The 23,247-nt window shown below is 39.8% G+C and carries 23 protein-coding genes; 18 read left to right on the top strand and 5 right to left on the bottom strand.

What is annotated here, in order from left to right; translation table 11 throughout:
* Positions 1–51: 51 nt before the first annotated feature.
* A complete protein-coding gene (locus KXJ59_RS14230) occupies positions 52–1,083 on the bottom strand; it encodes a radical SAM/SPASM domain-containing protein (RefSeq protein ID WP_295206014.1) in 1,032 nt (343 codons plus the stop codon).
* Positions 1,084–1,199: 116 nt separating this feature from the next.
* Here KXJ59_RS14230 and KXJ59_RS14225 point away from each other — a divergent pair, with 116 nt between their 5' ends.
* The 12 genes from KXJ59_RS14225 (at position 1,200) to KXJ59_RS14170 (ending at position 12,592) form a co-directional block, all read left to right on the top strand.
* Positions 1,200–1,988, top strand: coding sequence for a GH25 family lysozyme (locus KXJ59_RS14225; RefSeq protein WP_295206011.1), 789 nt, complete (start codon positions 1,200–1,202; stop codon positions 1,986–1,988).
* Positions 1,989–2,055: 67 nt separating this feature from the next.
* The gene (locus KXJ59_RS14220) at positions 2,056–2,766 is read left to right on the top strand and encodes a Crp/Fnr family transcriptional regulator (RefSeq protein ID WP_295206008.1); all 711 of its coding nucleotides are present in this window, start codon (positions 2,056–2,058) and stop codon (positions 2,764–2,766) included.
* Positions 2,767–2,852: 86 nt separating this feature from the next.
* On the top strand, positions 2,853–3,374 hold the full coding sequence (locus KXJ59_RS14215) for a hemerythrin domain-containing protein (RefSeq protein WP_295206004.1): 522 nt from the start codon (positions 2,853–2,855) through the stop codon (positions 3,372–3,374).
* A complete protein-coding gene (locus KXJ59_RS14210) occupies positions 3,371–5,770 on the top strand; it encodes a heavy metal translocating P-type ATPase metal-binding domain-containing protein (RefSeq protein WP_295206001.1) in 2,400 nt (799 codons plus the stop codon). The genes KXJ59_RS14215 and KXJ59_RS14210 overlap by 4 nt, the downstream gene beginning before the upstream one ends.
* 92 nt (positions 5,771–5,862) lie before the next feature.
* Positions 5,863–6,015 carry a cbb3-type cytochrome oxidase assembly protein CcoS gene (gene ccoS, locus KXJ59_RS14205; protein WP_295205999.1) on the top strand — a complete coding sequence of 51 codons (153 nt, stop codon included), beginning with the start codon at positions 5,863–5,865 and terminating at the stop codon, positions 6,013–6,015.
* A gap of 32 nt (positions 6,016–6,047) precedes the next feature.
* On the top strand, positions 6,048–8,177 hold the full coding sequence (gene ccoN / locus KXJ59_RS14200) for a cytochrome-c oxidase, cbb3-type subunit I (RefSeq protein WP_295205996.1): 2,130 nt from the start codon (positions 6,048–6,050) through the stop codon (positions 8,175–8,177).
* 11 nt (positions 8,178–8,188) lie between these two features.
* Positions 8,189–8,350, top strand: coding sequence for a CcoQ/FixQ family Cbb3-type cytochrome c oxidase assembly chaperone (locus tag KXJ59_RS14195; RefSeq protein WP_133474280.1), 162 nt, complete (start codon positions 8,189–8,191; stop codon positions 8,348–8,350).
* 25 nt (positions 8,351–8,375) lie between these two features.
* On the top strand, positions 8,376–9,530 hold the full coding sequence (locus KXJ59_RS14190; RefSeq protein ID WP_295205992.1) for a cbb3-type cytochrome c oxidase N-terminal domain-containing protein: 1,155 nt from the start codon (positions 8,376–8,378) through the stop codon (positions 9,528–9,530).
* A gap of 4 nt (positions 9,531–9,534) precedes the next feature.
* Positions 9,535–10,947, top strand: a complete 1,413-nt coding sequence (gene ccoG / locus KXJ59_RS14185; RefSeq protein WP_295205989.1) for a cytochrome c oxidase accessory protein CcoG — start codon at positions 9,535–9,537, stop codon at positions 10,945–10,947.
* A gap of 58 nt (positions 10,948–11,005) precedes the next feature.
* Positions 11,006–11,446, top strand: coding sequence for a FixH family protein (locus KXJ59_RS14180; protein ID WP_295205986.1), 441 nt, complete (start codon positions 11,006–11,008; stop codon positions 11,444–11,446).
* Positions 11,447–11,456: 10 nt separating this feature from the next.
* Positions 11,457–11,897 carry a FixH family protein gene (locus KXJ59_RS14175; protein WP_295205983.1) on the top strand — a complete coding sequence of 147 codons (441 nt, stop codon included), beginning with the start codon at positions 11,457–11,459 and terminating at the stop codon, positions 11,895–11,897.
* A complete protein-coding gene (locus tag KXJ59_RS14170; RefSeq protein WP_295205981.1) occupies positions 11,894–12,592 on the top strand; it encodes a sulfite exporter TauE/SafE family protein in 699 nt (232 codons plus the stop codon). The genes KXJ59_RS14175 and KXJ59_RS14170 overlap by 4 nt, the downstream gene beginning before the upstream one ends.
* A gap of 275 nt (positions 12,593–12,867) precedes the next feature.
* Here the strand turns inward: KXJ59_RS14170 and KXJ59_RS14165 are convergent, their stop codons facing one another.
* Positions 12,868–13,269, bottom strand: coding sequence for a VanZ family protein (locus tag KXJ59_RS14165; RefSeq protein ID WP_295205978.1), 402 nt, complete (start codon positions 13,267–13,269; stop codon positions 12,868–12,870).
* A 225-nt stretch (positions 13,270–13,494) separates the two neighbouring features.
* On the opposite strand from KXJ59_RS14165, the gene KXJ59_RS14160 reads away from it, so the two are divergent.
* From KXJ59_RS14160 to KXJ59_RS14135, 6 genes are all read left to right on the top strand, one after another.
* Positions 13,495–14,202 carry a hypothetical protein gene (locus KXJ59_RS14160; RefSeq protein ID WP_295205975.1) on the top strand — a complete coding sequence of 236 codons (708 nt, stop codon included), beginning with the start codon at positions 13,495–13,497 and terminating at the stop codon, positions 14,200–14,202.
* Positions 14,203–14,363: 161 nt separating this feature from the next.
* The gene (locus tag KXJ59_RS14155; protein WP_295205973.1) at positions 14,364–14,768 is read left to right on the top strand and encodes a DoxX family protein; all 405 of its coding nucleotides are present in this window, start codon (positions 14,364–14,366) and stop codon (positions 14,766–14,768) included.
* Positions 14,769–14,877: 109 nt separating this feature from the next.
* Positions 14,878–15,939, top strand: coding sequence for a sensor histidine kinase (locus KXJ59_RS14150; RefSeq protein ID WP_295205970.1), 1,062 nt, complete (start codon positions 14,878–14,880; stop codon positions 15,937–15,939).
* Entirely contained in the window at positions 15,926–16,630 is a 705-nt protein-coding gene (locus KXJ59_RS14145; RefSeq protein ID WP_295205967.1) for a LytTR family DNA-binding domain-containing protein, read from the top strand. The genes KXJ59_RS14150 and KXJ59_RS14145 overlap by 14 nt, the downstream gene beginning before the upstream one ends.
* 300 nt (positions 16,631–16,930) lie before the next feature.
* Positions 16,931–19,936 carry a SusC/RagA family TonB-linked outer membrane protein gene (locus KXJ59_RS14140; protein WP_295205965.1) on the top strand — a complete coding sequence of 1,002 codons (3,006 nt, stop codon included), beginning with the start codon at positions 16,931–16,933 and terminating at the stop codon, positions 19,934–19,936.
* Between the two features lie 17 nt (positions 19,937–19,953).
* Positions 19,954–21,330 (top strand): RagB/SusD family nutrient uptake outer membrane protein, encoded by a 1,377-nt coding sequence (locus KXJ59_RS14135; protein WP_295205962.1) that lies wholly within the window; start codon positions 19,954–19,956, stop codon positions 21,328–21,330.
* A 109-nt stretch (positions 21,331–21,439) separates the two neighbouring features.
* On the opposite strand, the gene KXJ59_RS14130 is transcribed toward KXJ59_RS14135, so the two are convergent.
* The 3 genes from KXJ59_RS14130 to gcvH all read right to left on the bottom strand — a co-directional run bounded on the left by KXJ59_RS14130 (position 21,440) and on the right by gcvH (position 23,229).
* Entirely contained in the window at positions 21,440–22,240 is an 801-nt protein-coding gene (locus KXJ59_RS14130; RefSeq protein ID WP_295205959.1) for an anti-sigma factor, read from the bottom strand.
* Positions 22,241–22,783 carry a sigma-70 family RNA polymerase sigma factor gene (locus KXJ59_RS14125; RefSeq protein WP_295205958.1) on the bottom strand — a complete coding sequence of 181 codons (543 nt, stop codon included), beginning with the start codon at positions 22,781–22,783 and terminating at the stop codon, positions 22,241–22,243.
* A gap of 68 nt (positions 22,784–22,851) precedes the next feature.
* Positions 22,852–23,229 carry a glycine cleavage system protein GcvH gene (gcvH, locus tag KXJ59_RS14120; RefSeq protein WP_295205956.1) on the bottom strand — a complete coding sequence of 126 codons (378 nt, stop codon included), beginning with the start codon at positions 23,227–23,229 and terminating at the stop codon, positions 22,852–22,854.
* Positions 23,230–23,247 lie beyond the last annotated feature (18 nt).

Raw genomic sequence — 23,247 nt, 5'->3', positions numbered from 1 at the left:
TTGTCATCCCCCAAAATTAAATTTACCATTCACCTTTGACTATTCACTATACTAATCCTGCCATACACTCAGTCCTTCGCTGCAATTGGCACAGATATCTATATTTTTTCTACTTGTCATCAGTTCTTTTCTGAATTGTTTGTAATTGTCATTGCTCCATATTTGCCTGAAGCTTTGCGATTTCAGATTGCCGAGCTGGTGCATGGCATCTTTGTCGAAACAGCAGGGTACTACAAGCCCGTCCCAGGTAATTACATTGGCATGCCAAAGCTTCCAGCAACGGTTGGTCAGGCCACTTTTTACCCGCACCTTACCATCCTGGTCTTTTTTATAGCGGCTATATTTATTATTTTCAGGAATCAGGTTATGCGGGTCATTCTCATAATCATATACCTGTGCTGTTTTGAAACGAACCTGATCAACACCAATTTCAGCACCCAGCTTTTTTACTTCTTCAATCTGGTGTTCATTTGGCTTAACTACTAAAAACTGAAAAAAGATAAATGGTGTTTTGCTGTTCAGTTCTTTTTTCCATTTAACAATATTGCGGGCACCCTCCAGCACTTTATCAAGTTTTCCGCCCACACGGTATTGCTGGTAAACATCCTGCGAAGTGCCGTCAATCGAAATAATCAGCCTGTCTAACCCACTCTCCACTGTTTTTTTTGCTTTCTCGTCAGTTAGGTAATGCGCATTGGTGGAAGTAGCGGTATAAATACCTTTATCATGCGCATATTTTACCATCTCCAGAAAATCAGGATTAAGATATGGCTCTCCCTGGAAATAAAAAATAAGGTATAACAGGTCTTTATGAATATCGTCGATGGTTTCCCTGAAAAAATTCTTTTCCAGCATACCTGTTGGTCTTGTAAAAGCACGAAGTCCACTCGGACATTCAGGGCAACGTAAATTACAGGATGTGGTAGGTTCGAATGAAATGGAAATAGGGAAACCCCACTGAACAGGTTTTTTACTAAAGCGGCTGATCTGATAGCTGGCATATACTTTCAAAGCATTCCAAACTCTTCTTAAAGTGAGCTTACGCAAAAAATTAATGCTGTCGTTCCAGTTGAAATAGGCCATCGGGGTAAAATTACTAAAAAGCAGGGATGGAAATACCTGTTATGCCTTTCTGTTGCTACACAATAATTCTCAGAATTGAAATAAGCGATACCGTTTTACCCGAATTTTGCATGTATATGACAAAAAGGCGATCAAAGCGGTTAAGCAGGGAACAGCGACTATGGATGATCTTACTGGCAGGTGGTTTTATACTGATTCTGTATTTCACATTACTGGATAAATGGCATGAACGACAGGAAGAAACCGTTTCTTCTGTGAGGTATGAGGCTTTTGGGATACAACTACCTCCCGGTTATAATATTCATGGAATAGATGTCAGTGTACACCAGGGGGCCATTCACTGGCCATCTGTTTATGGTATGAAAGAAGCAGAAACCAGAATGGGTTTTGTGTTCATAAAAGCTACAGAAGGATTAAATGATACCGACAAACGATTTCACAAAAACTGGCAGGATGCAAAAGAGGCAGGTATGGTTCGGGGTGCTTATCATTTCTTTCTGGCCACTAAAAGTGGAAAAAAACAGGCATTACAATTTATTCGTCAGGTAAACCTGAAAAAAGGCGACCTGCCACCTGTTGTAGATATCGAAAAATTATACGGGGTTAAGCCTGTTGTTATGCGTGAACGATTAAAAGAATGGTTAAAAGAAGTAGAATCATACTATCAGGTAAAACCCATTATTTATACTTATGCCGATTTTTATGAAAGATACCTGGGGGATGAGTTTAAAGATTATCCTCTCTGGGTAGCCCATTATTTTCAACCCGATAAACCAAGAATTAAGCGTTCATGGCAGTTTTGGCAATACAACGAGCAGGGTAATATTAATGGAATCAGATCAAAAACAGATTGCAATGTGTTCAATGGCGACTCAATTAAATTTAAACAAATATTGATACCCTAACTGCTTTAGCATCTTTTAATAGAAGACAGTGCATAAATAACTTTATTTTTGTATCTCAAACCTTCAGATGCAATTTCATCACGACTATGCTACCTGTCAGTCCTGTGCACAACGATTTAACTCTGTTTTTTGTAAAGCCAGGGAAGAATATGTAGATGCAATCAATGAACAGAAAATCTGCAATACGTACAAAAAAGGGCAGATACTTTTTAATGAAGGCGCTTACCCTTTCGGTGTTTACTGTATTAATGAAGGAAAAATAAAACTCTCACACCAGGGCGATGATGGTAAAGAGCAAATTATTCGTTTACTCAAATCGGGAGATGTATTGGGGTACAGGGCACTACTGAGTGGCGACAGGTATGGCGCTTCTGCGGTAGCACTCGAGGATACAAAAGTTTGTTTTATACCCAAAGAAATATTCGTTACTGTTCTTAAAAACGATACAGGACTGGCTTTTGAAATGATGAAGCTATTGAGTGATGAACTGCATAAAGCAGAAGTAAAACTCACCCATCTCGCACAAAAGCCTATCAGGGAACGTCTTGCCGAAACTTTACTTTTTATCAAAGAAACCTATGGTTTCGAGGAAGATGGCATTACGCTGAATGTTCGTTTATCAAGAGAAGAAATAGCCAATCTCGTAGGTACAGCCACGGAGTCAACCATTCGATTACTGTCCGATTTTAAAAAAGACGGAATGGTGGAACTTGACGGTAAAAAGATTAAAATTCTACAGCATAAATTACTCCTTCAAACAGCCAATCTCCAGGATTAAACATGATAAAAATCATGTTTGTGGTTGAGTATCATCATAGTTGAGCTTTTCGGGCAACCCTACCTTGCAACTAAATTATTCCTATCATGTTGTTGCCGGCAGGTACTCATATATATCAGGGTTCTGGTTCTATCGGAGAAATCTGTAGTGCCATTCCAGCTGCCTATCATACACCAATCCTTGGTTCCTGTGGCAGGATTCGTACCTATCTTGATCAACATGTATCCATTGCAGAATTACCTGCACCGGTTTTTGAAATCGTACAACTTGTTTTTCAAAAAATTGAGGATGAATTAACCCATGCTTTCAGAAAAGAAACCGGTATTGTTTTTCCTTATCTACAGCAACAAATGGGTGATGGAAAGGTATTACTTCAGCCCAAAGTATTAGATACCATGTTACATACGCATCAGGTATTGATTGAACTACTGCAAAAACTAAGACAGCTTGTGCATCATTACGTTACCCACCCGGCCTGGCCCGATGCACTGAAAGGCTGCATCAACGAAATGTTTTTACTGGAAACGCATGTATTAAGATGGATACATTTTGAACAAAGCGTGTTGTATCCCTTATTGAACAGTTATGTTACAACTAAGACCGCATGAGTAAAAACAGTCCGATACATTCAACCCAACTAGCCTGCTATCATTGTGGTGAAACCTGTCGTGACACTGATATCAGGGCTTACGAAAAACATTTTTGTTGTGAAGGCTGTAAAATGGTGTACGAAATACTGAACAAGCATGACATGTGTACCTATTATGATCTCAACCATAGTCCGGGTCAGTCACAAAAAATTGCGGTTCGGTCAGATAAGTTTGCCTTTCTTGATGATACTGCTATTCAGCAGTCGCTGATCAGTTTTAAAGACGACCATCATACACACATCAATTTTTATCTCCCGCAAATGCATTGCAGCAGTTGCTTGTGGCTGCTGGAACAACTGCATAAACTCAATAAAGGAATTGTAAACTGTAAAGTAAATTTTGAGAGAAAAGAAGCAGCTATTATTTATGATCATCACCTGATTAACCTGCGTCAACTGGCCGAATTGCTTACAGGTATTGGTTATGAGCCTTATATCAGTTATCATGATCTCGGCAGGAAAAAACCTGTAACTGACCGGAAAAAAATTTTCAGACTCGGTGTTGCCGGCTTTTGTTTTGCAAATATCATGCTCATGAGTTTTCCAGAATACCTTGGTATTGATGATAGAGAAACACAACTGATGGTTTTCTTCCGTTACCTGAACCTGATACTCAGTCTGCCTGTTTTTTTTTATAGTGCCGGTGAGTTTTATATAAGCGCCTGGAACGCACTTAAACAGAAGTTCCTGAATATAGATGCGCCCATTGTATTAGCTATCTGGGTAACATTTGCACGCAGTATTTATGAAGTAGTTACAGCTACCGGCAGCGGGTATTTCGATTCGATGACTGGCATTGTATTTTTTATGCTGGCTGGGCGTGTGCTGCAAGACAGCACCCACCGGCAATTGAATTTCGATCGTGATTATACTTCTTATTTTCCCGTTGCTGTAACAAGAATAAAGGAAGATGCTTCATCTACAGTAACCCTGCCCGATATACAATTGAATGATACATTGCTGATACATCACCATGAGTTGATTCCGGCAGATGGTATCATTACCCGTGGTCGGGCATTGATTGATTATAGTTTTGTAACAGGTGAAACCATGCCCGTAGCAAAAGAAATGGGAGAGATTGTTTATGCCGGTGGTAAACAGGTAGGGGGAAATATTGAAGTTCTGGTGATTAAGGAAGTTGCTCAAAGTTATCTTACGCGCCTATGGAACAACGACCTGTTTAAAACCGGTACAAGCAATGAAAATTCATTTGTTCATGGGTTGAGTCGCTGGTTTACCTGGGTGGTTTTTGCAGTAGCCATTGCAGCAGGCGCTTATTGGTTTTGGCAGGATGAAAGCAGGAGCTGGAACGCTGTTACAGCTGTACTTATCATAGCATGTCCATGTGCATTATTATTGAGTAATACATTTACCAATGGTAATATCCTGCGTATTCTTTCCCGGAATCATTTTTACCTGCGTCATGCAACAGTGATTGAAAAACTGGCAGGTATAAATACTATTGTGTTTGATAAAACAGGAACACTTACAGCAGGAACAGAAATGGAAGTGGTATATGATGGAAAACCCATTACACCGCAGATCCGTAAGAAAGTAGCTACCCTGGCAGCACAATCAACACATCCATTGAGCAAAGGAATTGCCGGATGGGCCGGGCAATCTTTAAAAGACCCTTTTCTGGCTTTCGAAGAATTTCCGGGAAAAGGAATTGAAGGAATGGTAGATGGTGACCTCATTGCACTTGGCTCTGCACTTTTCATTACCGGTAAAACACAAAACGATGAAGCGTCGGTTGTATACCTGTCAGTAGAGGGAACATTATTCGGAAGATTCCGTTTCAGGAATCATTATCGTCAGTCGGTACCTATGTTATTAAGACAATTACAGACATGTTTTCATATTGCAGTGGTGAGTGGCGATAATGATGGAGAACTGCCTTATCTCCGGAAATTACTGGGTCAGCGTTCAGAACTTTATTTTAACCAGCAACCCGAAGACAAACTGGAAGTAGTAAAATCTATGCAGCAGGAAGGAAAAAAAGTGATGATGATAGGCGATGGGTTAAATGATTCCGGCGCTTTAAAACAAGCTGATGTAGGCGTTGCCATTACTGATAACAGCAACAATTTTACACCGGCAAGTGATGCCATCATAGAAGCAGGCAGTCTGCCACAATTGTATCAGTTCATCAGGATGTGTAAATTCAACCAGACGATTGTTATGATTGCGTTTGTAATATCTATTCTGTATAATATCACCGGTTTATATTTCGCTGTGCAAGGCACATTGTCACCAATGATTGCAGCTATATTAATGCCCTGTAGCAGCATCAGTATCCTGCTCATTACTTTCGGGCTAAGTAATCTCGCTTCCAGACGTTTACAGCTTTCCTGACAAAAACATGACTAAAATCATGTGTTCCCTTGAGTAATATCATAGGCTGCCCCATGCGTTGAAAATACTTTTACAGTGTTTATTCAACAGCTATGAACGTTATTATCCTTCTATTAATTGCAAGTATCAGTGTGGCAGGTTTATTTCTGGGTGCTTTTATCTGGAGCGTTAAAACAGGTCAGTACGATGATGAGGAATCTCCTTCTGTGCGTATGCTTTTCGATCAAAAACCTAATAAAAAATAGTTACTCACCCTCTTCTATAAAAACGACCATTCATGCAATCAGAACAATTTTTTTACGACAACAAAACGGTAAAGCTATTTGCGTATGCCACCATTCTGTGGGGAGTGGTTGGTATGCTGGTAGGTTTACTTGCTGCTGTTCAGATTTATTTGCCTGCGGCCAATTTTAATCTGCCCATCACCACATTTGGAAGAGTTAGACCTCTTCATACAAATGCGGTGATTTTTGCTTTTGTAGGCAATGGTATTTTCATGGGAGTGTACTATTCACTGCAACGTTTGTGTAAGGCACGTATGTTCAGTGATACGCTCAGTAAAATACATTTCTGGGGATGGCAACTGATTATTGTAGCTGCTGCCATAACATTGCTGGCTGGTTATACTACCGGTAAAGAATATGCAGAACTGGAGTGGCCTATTGATATAGCTATTACCCTTATCTGGGTTGTATTCGGTATCAATATGTTTGGCACCATTCTCAAACGGAGAGAAAGTCATTTATATGTGGCCATCTGGTTTTATATCGCTACATGGGTAACCGTTGCTATGCTGCATATTGTAAACTCATTTGAAATTCCTGTTACTTTTCTGAAAAGCTATAGCTGGTATGCAGGTGTACAGGATGCGCTGGTACAGTGGTGGTATGGACATAATGCTGTTGCATTCTTTCTTACTACACCTTACCTGGGTATCATGTATTATTTTCTACCCAAAGCAGCTAACAGACCGGTATATAGTTATCGTCTTTCCATTATTCACTTCTGGGCACTGATCTTTATTTATATCTGGGCAGGGCCACACCATTTATTGTATACAGCATTGCCCGACTGGGCACAGAGCCTGGGTGTGGTATTTAGCATCATGTTAATTGCACCATCATGGGGTGGTATGCTGAATGGTTTGTTTACACTGCGAGGTGCATGGGATAAAGTACGTGAAGATCCTATCCTCAAATTTATGGTAGTAGCTATAACCTGTTATGGTATGGCCACTTTTGAAGGGCCATTACTGAGCCTGAAAAATGTAAATGCAATTTCGCATTTTACCGACTGGACTATTGCACACGTTCACGTAGGTGCGTTGGGCTGGAATGGGTTCCTCACTTTTGGCATTCTCTATTGGGTGATTCCAAAAATTTTCAATACACCATTGTATTCAACCAAACTGGCGGGCACACATTTCTGGATCGGTACCATTGGAATAGTGTTGTATGCCATTCCCATGTATTGGGCAGGCTTTACGCAGGCCATGATGTGGAAACAGTTTACAGAAGATGGTACACTTAAATTCCAGTTCCTCGAAACAGTTACTCATATTATTCCCTTATATGTAGCAAGAAGTGTTGGCGGTTTGCTATATCTCGTAGGTGTATTCATAATGGTATACAATATTGTGAAAACAGTGAAAGCGGGTAAACTGGTGGCCAATGAAGCAGCAGAAGCGCCACCACTGCCAGCGAAAATTGTTACGCATGGTAAACAATACTGGCACCGCTGGATTGAAGCAAGACCCATTCAGATGCTGGTATTGAGTCTGGTTGCTGTAGCCATTGGCGGTATACTTGAAATTGTTCCAACATTTCTGGTGAAGAGTAATGTGCCAACCATTGCAGCAGTAAAACCATATACACCACTCGAATTACATGGTCGTGATATTTATATCCGTGAAGGATGTTATACCTGTCACTCACAAATGATCCGCCCCTTCCGCGATGAAGTGGCACGATATGGTGAATACAGCAAAGCTGGTGAATTTGTGTACGACCATCCATTCCAGTGGGGTAGTAAACGTACAGGACCCGATCTGGCGCGTATTGGCGGAAAATATCCTGATAGCTGGCATTATAACCATATGCTCGAACCACAGAGTATGAGCCCGGGTTCTATCATGCCATCTTACCCATGGTTACTGGATGACGCTATTGATACTGCAACAACCGGCGCAAGAATAAGGGCTATGCAAACACTCGGTGTGCCTTATGAAAAAGGGTACGACCAGATAGCTAATAAAGAACTGATGGCACAGGCAGAAAAAATCAGTAAAAATTTGAAAGCAGATAAAATTGAAACTGCTCCGAACAAAGAAATCATTGCCATGATTGCTTACCTGCAAAGGATTGGTGTAGATATTAAAGGCTCACAACCAGTAACAGCCAAACAATAAAAGAAACAGACATGAAATTTATCAATTATCTGGAAAAAATTATTGGCGTAGATATCTATGCACTCAGTTCTTTCTCCATCTTCTTTACTTTTTTTCTCCTGATGACCCTCTGGGCCTGGAAAGCAGATAAAAAAATGATAGAAGAAATCAGTCATTTACCATTAGACAACTAACCTTCTGACTTATAAACGAATTGCAATGCAACAGCGTAATTTTCAACGGATCAAATACTTCAGTATATGGATGACTGGTCTTTTCTGTACACTGGTGCCTTCCAGTGTATGGGCCGAAGGTCCACCCAAACCATCTACTATGGCAAACCCACTTGCACAGGTACTGGTGGTAATTATAGCGGTATTGTTACTGGCCATCGCTTTGCTCGCACATGTTGTATTGGGCGCAGCTGAAATGAAGATGAAAGAATTTCGTGAGAAAAGAAATTCAACTACACAACAAAAAGTGTTTACTGTAATTACCTTTTTACTGATGAGTTCTGTCACATTCGCGGCAGATGAACCAGTAACAGCAGTTGCTGTAAATACAACTATTAGCGGACTGTCGCCTACTGCATTTTACTCGCTCATTTCTGTGGTGGGAGTAGAACTGCTGATATTATTATGGCTGCTCTATCACCTGAAAAGTTTACTGGCAAAAGAAACAGTGAAACAGCAGGTGATTGAAAAAGAATCCGGGTTTTCAAAATGGTGGAGCAAGGCTAACAGTTTCAAGCCAATTCAGGAAGAAGCTAATATTGATCTGGGTCATGATTACGATGGTATCCGTGAACTCGATAACCGCTTACCGCCCTGGTGGCTGTATGGATTTTATATCTGTATTATTTTCTCCTGTATTTATCTCTGGCGCTATCATGTAACACATACTGCTCCTTCAAGCCTTGAAGAATTAGCTGCAGTTATGAAAAAAGCCGAAGCAGAAAAAGAAAACTACCTGAAAAAAGCAGCCAACAATGTAAATGAAAATACCGTAACCTATCTCAGTGATGCATTGGCACTCGACGCAGGCAAAAAAATATTTGTAACAGCTTGTGCTGCCTGTCATGCAGCAGATGGTGGTGGTACAGTTGGGCCTAACCTGGTGGATGAATACTGGTTACATGGTGGCAGTATGTCTGATCTGTTTAAATCAATCAAATACGGCTGGCCGGAAAAAGGAATGAAAAGCTGGAAAGATGATTATTCACCTGCACAGATAGCACAGTTGGCGAGTTATATTAAATCACTGAAAGGAACAAAACCAGCTACGGCAAAAGAACCACAAGGTGAAGTATACCAGGAGCAGGAGGCAAGTGATACAACAAAAACAGCACCAGTAGTAAAAGAGGGAGTGAAATAATACGATGAGTGAAATAAAACATAGCAACGTAATCGAAACCGATGCCTTCCGCGACCGGATTGCAACGGTAGATGAATCCGGTAAACGGAAATGGATATATGCATACCAACCCAAAGGACGTTTTTACAATATACGTTCGGTATTAAGTGTGTTTTATTTTCTGATCTTTTTTGGATTGCCTTTTGTACAAATCAACGAAAGACCACTCTTCCTCTTTAATATTCCGGAAGCCAAATTCATTTTATTTGGTAAGATATTCTGGCCACAGGATTTTTTTATTTTCGGTCTTACCATGGTCACTTTTGTGTTCTTTATTATTCTCTTCACCGCAGCCTTCGGAAGATTGTTTTGCGGTTGGGCCTGTCCACAGACCAATTTCATGGAAATGATGTTCAGGAGAGTAGAGTATTGGATATTGGGAGATGCTCCTGCACAGAAACAATTGAAATCTGCTCCATGGACAGGTAAGAAGATGATTAAAATAACAGTAAAGCATCTATTGTTTTTCCTGCTCTCTTTTACCATCGCAAATTTTTTTCTGGCTTATATTATTGGTATAAACGAGCTCGAAAAAATTATAACTGAACCAGTTACACAACATGTAGTGGGATTTGCGTCCATTCTTGTATTCAGCGCTGTGTTCTATGGTGTATATGCATTCTTCAGGGAACAGGCATGTACTGTTGTTTGTCCTTATGGTCGTTTACAAAGTGTTTTACTGGATAAGAATTCCATGATTGTAGCCTACGATTATAAAAGAGGGGAACCAAGGGGCAATTTTAAAAAACAGGCATCATCATCATTGGGCGACTGTATAGATTGTCATCTCTGTGTGAAAGTTTGCCCAACAGGAATCGATATCAGAAATGGTGTGCAAATGGAATGTGTGGGTTGTACGGCCTGTATTGATGCCTGCGATCATGTAATGGATAGTATTGGGAAGCCCAAAGGGTTAATCAGGTACGCCTCTGAAAATAGTATAGCCAAAGGCGAACCATTGCGCTATACCGTAAGAATGAAACTGTATACTGGTTTATGTTTTTTGTTGCTTGCTCTGCTTTCGGTGATTTTAATGACCAGAAAAGATATAGACGCAACAGTGATCAGAACAGCAGGGATGTTATACCAGGAAAGAGGGAAAGACAGTTTATCGAACCTGTATAATATCAAGCTGATTAATAAAACCACAAAAGACATTGCTGTTAAAGTAGTGTTGAAAGATCAACAAGGAACTATTCTGATGGCGGGGAAACCTGTAATTGAAATTAAGAAGGAAGGACAGGCATCGGGTACTTTTTTTATCATATTGCCCAAATCGGCTGTCAAACAAAGAAAAACCATGCTGAAACTGGCTTTATATACTAACGGTGAAGAACTGGTAACATCAAAAACCAATTTCCTCGGCCCGGCTTTGTAAAACAAGTTTGCAAAGTCAAAAGATCCAATATCCCTTAAAAAAATTAAAACAATTCAACATGAATTGGGGGATAAAGTTAATAGCTGTTTGTGCGGGTTTTTGCTTTTTACTGAGCCTGACGATCTATATACTGGTAAAAGAGATTAAAGTTGATCTGGTGAGCAGGCAATACAGGGAGGAAGAAAAAAACTATCAGCAAGTGATAGAAGCAAAACAAAAGGCAACACAGATAAGTGCTTTCAGGATGTATAAAGCAGATCCCTTTATACTGCTGCAGGTTCCTAAAGAGCAATTAAAGGTAAAAATAAAAGGTAAGGTTTTCTTTTATTGTGTATATGACGAACAACTGGATAAAACTATTCAGTTAGAGCCGGATGATTTTGGACAACAGATAATTCCTCAGAGCTGGATAAAAGGAAAACGGTATACAATAAAATTGAACTGGAACGATGGACGGGATGAGTTTTACGCGGAGCAGGAATTAAATATGAACCACTAAACTATTTTGTATGAACTGGGGAAACAAACTGATACTCGTATTTATTGGCTTTGCAGGTCTGATGACCACATTAGTATATAAAGCAGTGAATACCCGTTTCGAACTGGTAAGCAAAGAGTATTACCAGGATGAACTTAGATACCAGGATAAAATTGATGGCAGGGCCAATGCTGCATTGATTGGTGAAATAATTGTTACCCATACAAATAAAGAACTGCTATTGCAATTACCCCGCGAGATGAAAGGAATGATAATAAAAGGCGAAGCCTGGTTTTATTGTAAAACAGATGCAACCAAAGACCTGCGTTTGCCTCTTACTGTTGATGCAGATGGCAGACAAATAATTGCAAGAGAAAAATTACCTGCAGATAAATATCTGCTGAAACTAAGTTGGGAAGCGGCTGAAAAAAAATATTACGTGGAAAAAGAAATACTATTTACTGCTGAATGATACTTGCCATTTTCATATCGGCTTTGTTGTTAGGGCTGGCGAGTAGTCTGCATTGTATTGGTATGTGTGGCCCGTTGATTATGAGTGTACCGGTACAACATCTGCCACAGCATAAAAAAATATGGGGTATACTTTTATACCAGTTTGGGCGAATTAGTACATATATGATAATGGGTGTTTTAGCAGGGGTAATTGGCTGGCGTATAGGTATAGCAGGATGGCAGCAGGTGTTTTCAGTTCTTATGGGAATGGCAATCCTTTTTTTTCTGCTGAGCCAGGTTTTCTTTAAAAAAATAAAAGGGTGGGCTTGGTTCAATCAAAAAATCACAAAACTCATTTCCTGGTCTATGCGCCGTCATAGTTTCTCAGGTATGTATATGATGGGAGTAGCCAACGGATTGTTGCCCTGTGGCATGGTTTATATTGCCATCAGCGGAGCTATGGCCAGTGGCAGTATTTTGAATGCCATGGTTTTTATGTTTGTTTTTGGTCTGGGAACCCTTCCTGCCTTATTTTCTCTGGCTTTCTGGGGTACCCGTTTAAGCTGGCAAAACAGGCAAAACATGCGTAAGCTGGTACCTTATATAGTGGGTCTGACGGCCATTTTACTGATAATCAGAGGATTAAATCTCAATATCCCCTACATGAGTCCTTTTATCTCCGAACGTAGTGCGGATACGGTATCCTGTCACTGATCCTTTAACAAATCATTGTTAAACCATTGACATTTATTTCGGTCTTTACTATAGAACTTTGCATCAGGCAACAGTGAAAGAAGAACAGGTATCTTTTAAAAAGAAAGCAGGTTTTATTTAGAAAGGATTAACAAATCCGTAAAATCTTTTGGCACTGAATTTGCGTTAGTATAGATATAAGCAAGTAGTCAATTTTCTCATAAGCAGTTAGTTTTGGTTGCGTCCCCCGTTTCTACGGGGGACAATCTTTTTTATAGAACTACTGATTATCAATCTTAAATAGCGGGAGTTATTATTTTTCGTAAGAATATTGTTTGCGATAAAGCCAATGCCCCTAATGCCCCTACAGAATCGGCCAATATATCGGCTTCTTCAAAAGAACGGTTTACAATGAGCTCGCGCTGAACAAATTCCATTCCTGTACCGTAAGCAATAGCTCCAATACTGATAAGCCAGAACCAGCGCTGCCGGGCTCCGTTATGTAAACTGCTTTTCCAGGCCGGTAGATGAAATAAAAAGCAAAGCATACCAAACATACCAATATGCACCAGCTTATCGAACTGCGGTATTTTTTTAAACCACCAGCTGGCAGGAAACTGCCCCGTACCGGGTAAACACAATAAAACAACCGTAATGATCAGAAAAATGAATGCTGGAATAAATTTTATCAGTTTCAATATGTCTGTTTTATAGGTAAGGAGGGTACAAAAGTATTGATGAACTGTTCATAAGCCGGCTTTTATTTGGTTAAAATTATAATGATATGTATCCTGATCCTATCATTTTGCAGTACAAACACCTGATTTGGTAGACGGTGTTCTGTGAACTGATTTATAGCAATTATCTTAGTTTTTTCGTTTTATACCAGCTATATTTCCCCGACGCTAGCATTAACAATCAGTATGAAAGAGTACCTGAAGAAATTACAGAAACTGTATTTTGGTTATCTTTTTTTTGCACTGGTACCTTTGTCTCTAATCGCTTTCTGGAAAACTTATTTTTCAGGATTGTTTATACATGGGGATACGTTTAGTTTTTACTTTCATTTTCATGTACTTGCGGCAATTAGCTGGTTGGTTTTATTGATTGTTCAGCCCATACTTTTTCAACAAAAAAAACTGGCTCTTCACAGAACCCTGGGTAAGCTGTCTTATATACTTTTTCCCCTACTAATTATATCAATTATACTGCTTGCACACTATCGCTATCTTGCAACTCCATCGCCTCAATCGGTTCAGCTCCTTATTCCATTTAAGGATATTGTTATTGCTTTATATGGATTTTCAATTGCTGTGTATTACAAAAAGAAAGTGTTAATACATGCACGTGGTATGCTGTTAACAGGGTTGGTTTTTCTGGAACCGTTACTGGTACGTATTTTTTCAAACTATATATTGCCCTGGCCTTACGCTATGTATATGGTAATGGGATTGATCTACTGTATTTTCATTATGATTATTATAGGGGAAAGAAAGACAAAGGAAGGCAGATGGGTTTTCCCACCTGTTTTACTTTTTTATATCCTTATACACCTGGCAATAGTAAACGACTGGGATATTCCTTTTTTCAACAGTTTTGCCAGTTGGTTTTCTCATGCTGATGTAACTTAAAATAACTCGAGTGGTTTTAAATAACTATAACAGGCATGCGGTCTGATGAACAACGTTGCATGACTGTATAGTTTTCTGTAGTTGATTTACTGCTTTTAATAGATAGATGATATAATTGCTCAGTGTTAAAAGCTATTTTGGAGGTATTAAATATGAAACACATGCAAAAGCCCAATAACCGTTTTCTTATTGTACTCCATTCATTCCGGGTAATACTTTCTTTATTGCTGATTATTCATGGAATGGTCAGGTTATTTATTGGTGGAGCACCTCATTTTGGCGCCTATTTAACTAGTGAAGGTATTCCGGGAGGTACTTTTATAGCATATGCCCTTACTTTTTTTGAAATTATAGGCGGATGCCTTTTGGCACTCAGGGTATTCAGCAGATGGATCATTCCCGTTTTCCTGATTGAAATTATCATGGGTCTTGTGATGGTGCATGGAAAAGAAGGATGGTTTGTAGTGGGGTATGGAAGAAATGGTTCGGAATACAGTGTGCTTATACTCGTTTCCCTGATTTTGGTATGGTTCAGCGAAGATGTATTTGTAAAAAAGGAATCCTGATATTCATTAAACCACCACACTCATAGACCTAAACGTGTTGTTTGTAGACGATTGTCCGTTTCCATCTCCGGCATACACAAAAACGTATTTTTACAGTAAATACTTTTTGATGAGAAAGAACGGCTTTTATATACTGCTATGGACAGTTTATTACCTCGTAGTGGTATTTGTAGAAGCTGAATGGTTGCGCCAGGGATCTCCTGATTTGGCAATAATTGCTGTTTATCAACAAACAGCATTATCGAGTTTTATTTTCATCAGCGTTCAGATTCTCTTTTTTTATTACCTGATTTTTTTCTGGCTCGAAAAAGTAATCGATTCGAATAAACTGAGGGTTGGAAAAATAGTAGAGCTGATTATAATGTATACGCTCACTGTTTTTATAAAAAGACTGTTATCTGTTTTTGTAACCCAACCATTGATTTATAATTCAGGTCCGCCTGTGATCGAAAATATTTTCGATTTCAGGTTGTTATTTACCAGCATGTTATTTCTTTCTTTTCCCATTGGCATCAGTATTGCCATTGAATTCCTGAGTTTCAGGATATATAACCTCCAGCGGGAAAAGGAATTATTGAGAGACAAGCTCACTACAGAATTATCGCTGCTGAGAAACAAACTACATCCCCATTTCCTGTTCAATACACTGAACAATATTTATTCCCTGTCGCGTAAAAAATCTGAATTTACTTCAGATGCCATATTGAAATTATCTGAATTACTCAGTTTCATGTTATATGAATCTGGCAAGGGAAGAATTACAATGAAGCGTGAAATTGATTTTATCAATGATTATATAACGCTTGAAAGGCTAAGGTATGGGTCGAGACTTGATTTTACATTCGATATTGATATTGATGATGAAGAACAGCTGATATCGCCTTTGTTATTGCTTCCGCTCATTGAAAATGCTTTCAAACATGGGTCTTCACAGGCTTTGAATGAGTCGTCAATATATATCTGTATTAAACTGTTAAATGGTGTACTTGATTTAACGATCAGGAATAGCTGTGATATACAAGCTCCCGGGAAAAATGAAGGCATAGGGCTGAAAACCCTGAAACGGCAGCTCGAACTGTTGTACCCCGGACATCAGTTGATGACTCAAAAAAAGCAGCATCTTTTTGTAGCACAGCTTTCTATCAACTTATATAATTATGCAGAAATTTAAGTGCCTTATTATTGAAGATGAGCCACTGGCGGCTGAAGTAATTGGCGAATACATTCAGCAACTACCGCACCTGGAACTTACAGCCATGTGTACAAATGCGATCGATGGGTTGCAGGTATTAAAAACAACAGCGATAGATATTCTGTTCCTGGATATTAATCTACCCCGGTTAAGTGGTATTGATTTTCTGCGTTCGCTGGTTAAAAAGCCTGCCGTAATTTTTATTACTGCACACCGGGAATACGCGATTGAAGGGTATGAACTGGATATTACCGATTACCTGCTTAAGCCGGTAGCATTCAGCCGTTTTCTGATGGCTGTTAACAAAATTACCGAACGAAATCAGGTGCAGCATACAACCGAGTTACAGAATTTACCTAAAGATCATCTGTTTGTGAATGTGAGCAGAAAACGGCAGAAGATACTGTATAATGAAATCGTATACTTTGAGAGTAAGCGTGAATATGTAAGTATTGTAACACAACAGGGATCATATTTAACAAAGATTCAGCTTAGTGAATTAGAGAAACAACTCGACAAATCAGAGTTTATAAGGATTCATCGTTCCTTTATCGTTTCGAAAAGAAAAATCAAGGCCTATAATGCCACAGAAGTAGACCTTTCAGCCATTCAGATACCTATCGGCCGAAATTATAAAGCGCAGGTGCTTTTTCAGCTCAATCAATCTTAAAACAATGAATAACAGCGATCAGTGTTTTTTGTGTATGAATAGCTGCAGTTGATAGAATTTATATTCCACAAATGAGGCATCGTCATAGTTTGGTGCAGTATTAAGCGCGAATTTTCTCAAGTTTAGTTAGAGGTGATGCGGGATATTTTTATATCCCGCATTTTTCATTAAACCCCGTTGTTTGTATCCCAATGCTTGTTTTTCATCGACAGTCTATCTGCACAGCAAACGCGCAGCACTAATTTCCGGCACTGTTTACTGAAATCTGTAAACAGTTTATTTAATCAATTTAACAAGCTTATGAAAAAGAAAATCTTGCTTTTGATGTATATGCTTGTATCGGTTGTGTGGATATATGCACAAACAAAAACCGTTACAGGTAAAATACAGGATGAGAGTGGAACTCCATTGGGTAATGTAAGTATACAGGCTAAAGGAACAAAACTGGGAACAGTAAGTTTAGCCGACGGTACTTTCTCTTTATCTGTTCCATCAACAACTTCAACACTTGTCTTCTCACTGCTGAATTATAAAACAGCAGAACTGGCGATTACCACATCGCCGTTAAACCTGAAAATGCAGGCGGCTATTGATAATCTTTCCGATGTGGTAGTAGTGGCTTATGGCACAACAAAAAAACCGGAAATAACTGGCGCAATGGGTATTGTAAAAGCAAAAGATATTGAAAACAAGCCTTTCACCTCAGTAGACCGTGCTTTACAGGGCGCTGTTGCAGGATTACAATCTGTTGCGAGTTCAGGAACACCGGGCGCCAGCCAGCAAATAAGGATACGTGGTATTGGCTCAATCAACGCCAGTTCAGAACCATTATGGATATTAGACGGTATAGTGGTTAACACAGGGGATGCTTCAAGATTAACAACAACAGCCAACCTCTTAAGTACACTTAATCCAAATGACATTGAAAGTATTACGGTACTGAAAGACGCGTCGGCATCTTCTTTATACGGATCAAGGGCTGCAAACGGCGTAATTCTGGTAAACACAAAAAAAGGAAAATCGGGTAAAACCAAGTTTCGCTTTGATACAGAAATAGGATACAGCGACATCGCTTATTTTAATGAGGATTATCGCCCCCTGAATGCAAATGAATATTTTGAACTTACTCGTGAAGGACTGGTAAATGCAGGCGCTTCACCTGCAGCCATCACTGCTACACTTGCGTCATTGGGTCAGGGTAACAATGTTAATTATAACTGGCTCGATGCTGTAACTAAAAAAGGTACACAGCGGCAATATAACCTCAGTGCATCAGGAGGTAATGACCGGACTACTTATAATTTATCAGGAGGATATTTCAGACAGGAAGGTATTACACTGCAAAGCGATTTTCAAAGATGGAATGGCAATATGAGTATTACTTCCAAAGCTACTGACCGGCTTACGATTAGTACAACGCTAAATACCGGCTTTGTTCAGCAAAATGCACCGTTGGCCGGGGGCTCTTTCGGAAATCCCATACTAAGTTCTTATTTCTTACTGCCATCCAGAGCAGCAAGAAACCCTAACGGGTCATTGAATATAGCGGCTCCCGATTTCGGACCAGGAAACCTGCATAATACAGTAGCAACTGCAGAAATGGATAAACGTTTCCTGAAACAACTGAGTGCGAGAGGTGGTCTTACTGCCGAATACAAAATACTGGATAACCTGAAGTTTACCAGCAGGTATGGTATTGACTATAACGTACTGGAGGAGGAGCAATACAATAATCCTTTTCATGGCGATGGACAATCTGTAGGCGGAAGAGCTTTTGTATTTTATACACGATTATTTAATTATACCTGGACCAATCTGCTGGATTATAAGTTCTCCTTTGGTAAATCAAAAGATTTTACGACTGCCATTCAGTTAGGCTATGAAGCACAGGATTCCAGAACTTTAAGCAGTAGTATAAGTGCAACTGGTTTCCCGGCTACTACACAACTTACCTATCCTGTAGTTGCTGCAACGCCTACACAAGCCAGTGCCACAGGTTCTGACTTTTCATTTCTTTCTGCTTTTTCTTCTGCTTCCATCAACTATAAAAATAAATATGTGCTTACCGGGAGCTTGAGAAGGGATGGATCAAGTAGGTTTGGTAATCAAAACCGCTATGGTAATTTCTGGTCTGTTGGCGGCACATGGAACCTCGATCAGGAATCTTTTATTAAGGATATAAAACTAATCAGCCAGTTAAAACTCAGGGCTTCATATGGCGTTAATGGTAATGCGGGTATTGGCAATTACGACTGGCAGCCCACTTATTCTTATGGATCTAACTATAACCAGCAACCGGGTAGCGGACCGAACAACATTGGTAACGTTTTTCTTACCTGGGAAATCAATAAGCCATTCAATGTTGGATTGGATCTATCTCTGATGAATAATATCGTTACGTTAACTGCCGATTATTATATACGGAAAACATCCAGTTTATTATTGGATGCACCTGTATCGAGAACCAGTGGTTTTTCAACTGTTCGCGACAATATTGGCAGTATGGAAAACAAAGGTTTTGAGTTGAGCCTGAATGTAATACCAGTTACAACAAAAAATTTCCAGTGGTCGGTGAATATCAATTATGCCAATAACAGGAATAAGATATTATCGCTCGTGAATAACCAGGATATTATAACAGGAATTTTTGTTCGCCGTGTAGGACAAGACTTTCAGTCGTTTTATGCGCCAAGATGGGCAGGTATAGATCCGGCCAATGGCGATCCGCTGTGGTATAAAACTGCTACAGGAAAAGAAACTACCAATAATTTCAATGAAGCACAAAGAACAGTGTTGGGCTCGGCCTCTCCGCGTTATTTTGGAAGCTTTACAAATACCCTCCGGTTCAAAGGGTTCTCTCTTGAGGCACAACTTTATTTTAGTGGAGGCAATCTTACACAGGATGCATGGGCTGGTTTTTATATGGGTAGCGGAAATGGCCCCGCATTCAATAAAGTATTACGCCAATACACTGAGCGATGGAAAGCACCAGGCGATAATAGCGCAACCCTTCCACGATATGTATATGGCGGAAACAGGCTGGCGCAAAATCCATCCACCTTGTATTTGTATAAAGGAGATTATGGCAGGATCAGAGATTTAACCCTCAGTTATCAATTGCCCGGTGAGCTGGCTAAAAAACTTAAACTTAGTTCTGCTGTGTTTTATGTACGCGGTACAAACCTGTTTACACTGGTACGCGATAAAAAACTTCCATGGGATCCGGAGCAGGGTGTGGCCAGTCAGACCAACCTGAATGTTTTTATCCCTAAAACAATAACAGCAGGTATCAATATTGGTTTCTAATAAAAAATTATCTAATCATGAAAATGAAATATTATTTTATAGGTTGTTTCTTCTTCCTGATGTCTTGTTCAAAAGATTTTCTGGAGAAAAAACCATACAACGCTCTTCCTGTGGAAGACGCTTTACAATCGGAAGCCGATATACTGGTTGCCTTGCGGGGTGCTTACGCCAGTTTACGTAATGTTGATTTATACGGTAGAACAATTCCTGTTTTAGGCGATCTGATGGCAGATGTTACTTACCAGTCACTGACAAATTCCAACAGATACACATTTTATAATCAATACGGAACACCGGTGGTAGATGGAAATGCGTTGGGGATGTGGACAGCGGGGTATCATACAATTTTGAGGGTAAATAATATTCTTAACTCAACCATCGATGGTACAGCTACTGCACGACAGTACCGCGGCGAAGCACATGCTATACGGGCCTTGATGTATTTTGAATTGGTTCGCTTTTTTGCAAAACCTTATACAGATAATCCATCCGATGTGGGCGTGCCAATTATTACCACATTTAATATAGGTGTAAAACCCAAAAGAAACACTATTGCTGAAGTATATGCTTTGATTTTAGATGATTTATCAAAAGCGTATAACCTTATGACCCAAACCACGAACTCATCGCAGTTTACTAAATATGCTGCTAGAGCCCTGGAAGCAAAAGTACATCTTACAAAGGGCGATATGGCAAACGCCCGTACTGCAGCGATTGATGTAATTAATAATGGTGGATATACATTGGTAGGGGCAAACAATTATGTTTCTTACTGGCAAAATCCGGCACCATTGACTAATAAACTGGAAACCTTATTTGAAGTTTCATCAGATGGAGTAGCAAATCTTGGTTTTGATGCATTGGGTTATATCTATTCACAAAATGGTTATGGTGATATGATTTGTGCATCAGACTTGTACAATTCATATACTGCAACTGATGTAAGAAAATCTTTGTTAACTCCGGGAACGCGTTCTGGTGCGGCTGTATTTGTAAATAAGTACACCAATATTGTTACCGACAGAGATGATACCAAAGTGCTGCGTTTAAGTGATGTGTACATGATAGCAGCAGAAGCCAGCTTAGGTACAAATGAAACAGATGCAAGAAATTACCTGAATGCAGTAGCTACCCGCCGCGATGCATCATTCACAGGTTTTACATCAACAGGTGCTGCATTACTGGAAGATATACTTACAGAACGTAGAAAAGAACTGGCATTTGAAGGACATCGGTTTCATGACCTCAACCGTTTAAAACGTACCATCAACAGAAGTGCTGATTATCCGGCTTCAGCCAGAACCATTCCTTACCCTTTCAACAGGCGTTTATTGCCTATTCCACAGGCTGAAATGGATGCCAATCCAAATATGGTGCAGAATCCGGGGTACTGATTTATTGTTTGTATGATGTGGTATTAAACCAGGTATACTTTAAAAGTATGCCTGGTTTTTTTATAGAGAAACTTATGAGTACTTGAGAATAAATGAGCAGTCATTATAATTATCCTGCAACATTACCAATTACCTGTAACTGCTGAAGATTAGGTGTTGGACTGCCACCACGTTTTTCCAGTGTAATGGCAAAAGCAGAAGCGTTACTGATATTTTTCATTTTACATAAACCACTGCAGGCGTCAATCATTCCTGCATCAACAGGCTTGCCATCTACAATGGCCCATAACTGGTATTGCGTATCGGTACTGGTTTGTGGTAAACGATTGGCCAGCAGGTATACTTCATTGTTTTTCTTATCCCAGAATACAGTAGCCAGTTTATTTTCTTCTGTTTTTATACCGGGCATCGACACTTTTGTAAATGCGGGATCGCTCATGATCTGCATGCCATTGTATAAATCAAGACCCTTGGTTTGTAAGGCTTCGTTTTGCGCGAGCAGACTTGTTTTTTCAGTAAGCAGGGCCTGGTATTGGCTGGATGCTTCGCGGAACTGGTTGTAGAAGTAAACATTGGTAGCAGCGCTTACAACGAGTAATATCACAGAAGCGGCAGCTACATAACGTAACCAGCCTGTATTGGCAACAGGCATATGAACAAGCTTTGTTTCAGTAGCCGGTTTGAATTCATTTTCAAGTTGGGCAAATAAATCAGACTTCACACGCTGGGCAGGTGACATAGCATTGGCAAGTGCAGTTTGTTCGAGCGATAACTCAAAAGCTTCAATAGCAGCCCTTATTTCAGGGTGCTGTTGGCTTAATTGTTCCAGCTCGGCACGCTCCTGATCATCGGCCATGCCCAAGACATAGCTCTCGATGATTCCACTTTCTATGTATGCCTGTATATTCATTTATGGTTGAATAATGCCTCTTAATTGAATTAATGCTGTTCTTAGTCTTGTTTTAACGGTACCCAAAGGTATATCCAGCATTTTGGAAATTTCATCCTGGGTAAAGCCCTGAAAATAAGACAGATCAATCAGTACACGGTATTCCTCTTTTAACTTGTGAACCAGTTTGCGTAAACCTATCTGGTCTACCTGTAACTGCGCGGAACCGGCTGCACTATATACGTTTTCAGATAATTCCTGGTTTTTCTGGTTATTCTGGTAGCTTTTACTCCGTACGGTATCAATTGATGCATTACGGGCAATATTCAGCATCCAGGTAAATAACCTGCCTTTGCTACTATCGTAACTTTCGACCTGACGCCAGATTTTTACAAATACTTCCTGTAAAACATCATTAGCCAGTTCTTCATCCTTTACAATATTATAGATAATGGATAAAAGGGCACCTGAGTAGTTATCGTACAGGTAACTAAATACATGCTGTCCACGCTGCTGGAGCAGATGTACCAGTTCGGATTCGCTGTATTTTTTGGCTACTTCCAAAAGCAGGTGGTGTTTTGTACAAGGTTAGGTAACCAATTTACGAGGAAATTGTTCGGATGGTTTTAAAACTATCCAACCAGTGCCGCATAGGCTTCGCTGCTCATCAGGGCTTCCACATCAGAAACGCTACTTACGGTCATTTTAATCATCCAGCCATCACCATATGGGTCGGTATTTACGAGTTCGGGCTGTTTTTCAAGTAAACTGTTTACTTCGAGAATGGTACCGGCTACTGGTAAAAACAGGTCGCTTACGGTTTTAACCGCTTCTACTGTACCAAATACTTCTTCCGCTGCCAGACTCTTCCCGGTTGTGCTGATATCAACATAAACAATATCACCCAGCTCATGCTGAGCAAAATCAGTAATACCAATGGTAGCAGTATTGCCTTCTAATTTAATCCATTCGTGGTCCTTTGTGTAGCGTAAATCGGCTGGGAAGTTCATATAGCTTGGTTTTTAAGT

It is taken from the genome of Sediminibacterium sp., from assembly GCF_019264485.1.
Taxonomy (GTDB): domain Bacteria; phylum Bacteroidota; class Bacteroidia; order Chitinophagales; family Chitinophagaceae; genus Sediminibacterium.
Note: the sequence above shows the minus strand (reverse complement) of the source record. Positions and strands in the feature narration are given on the sequence as shown.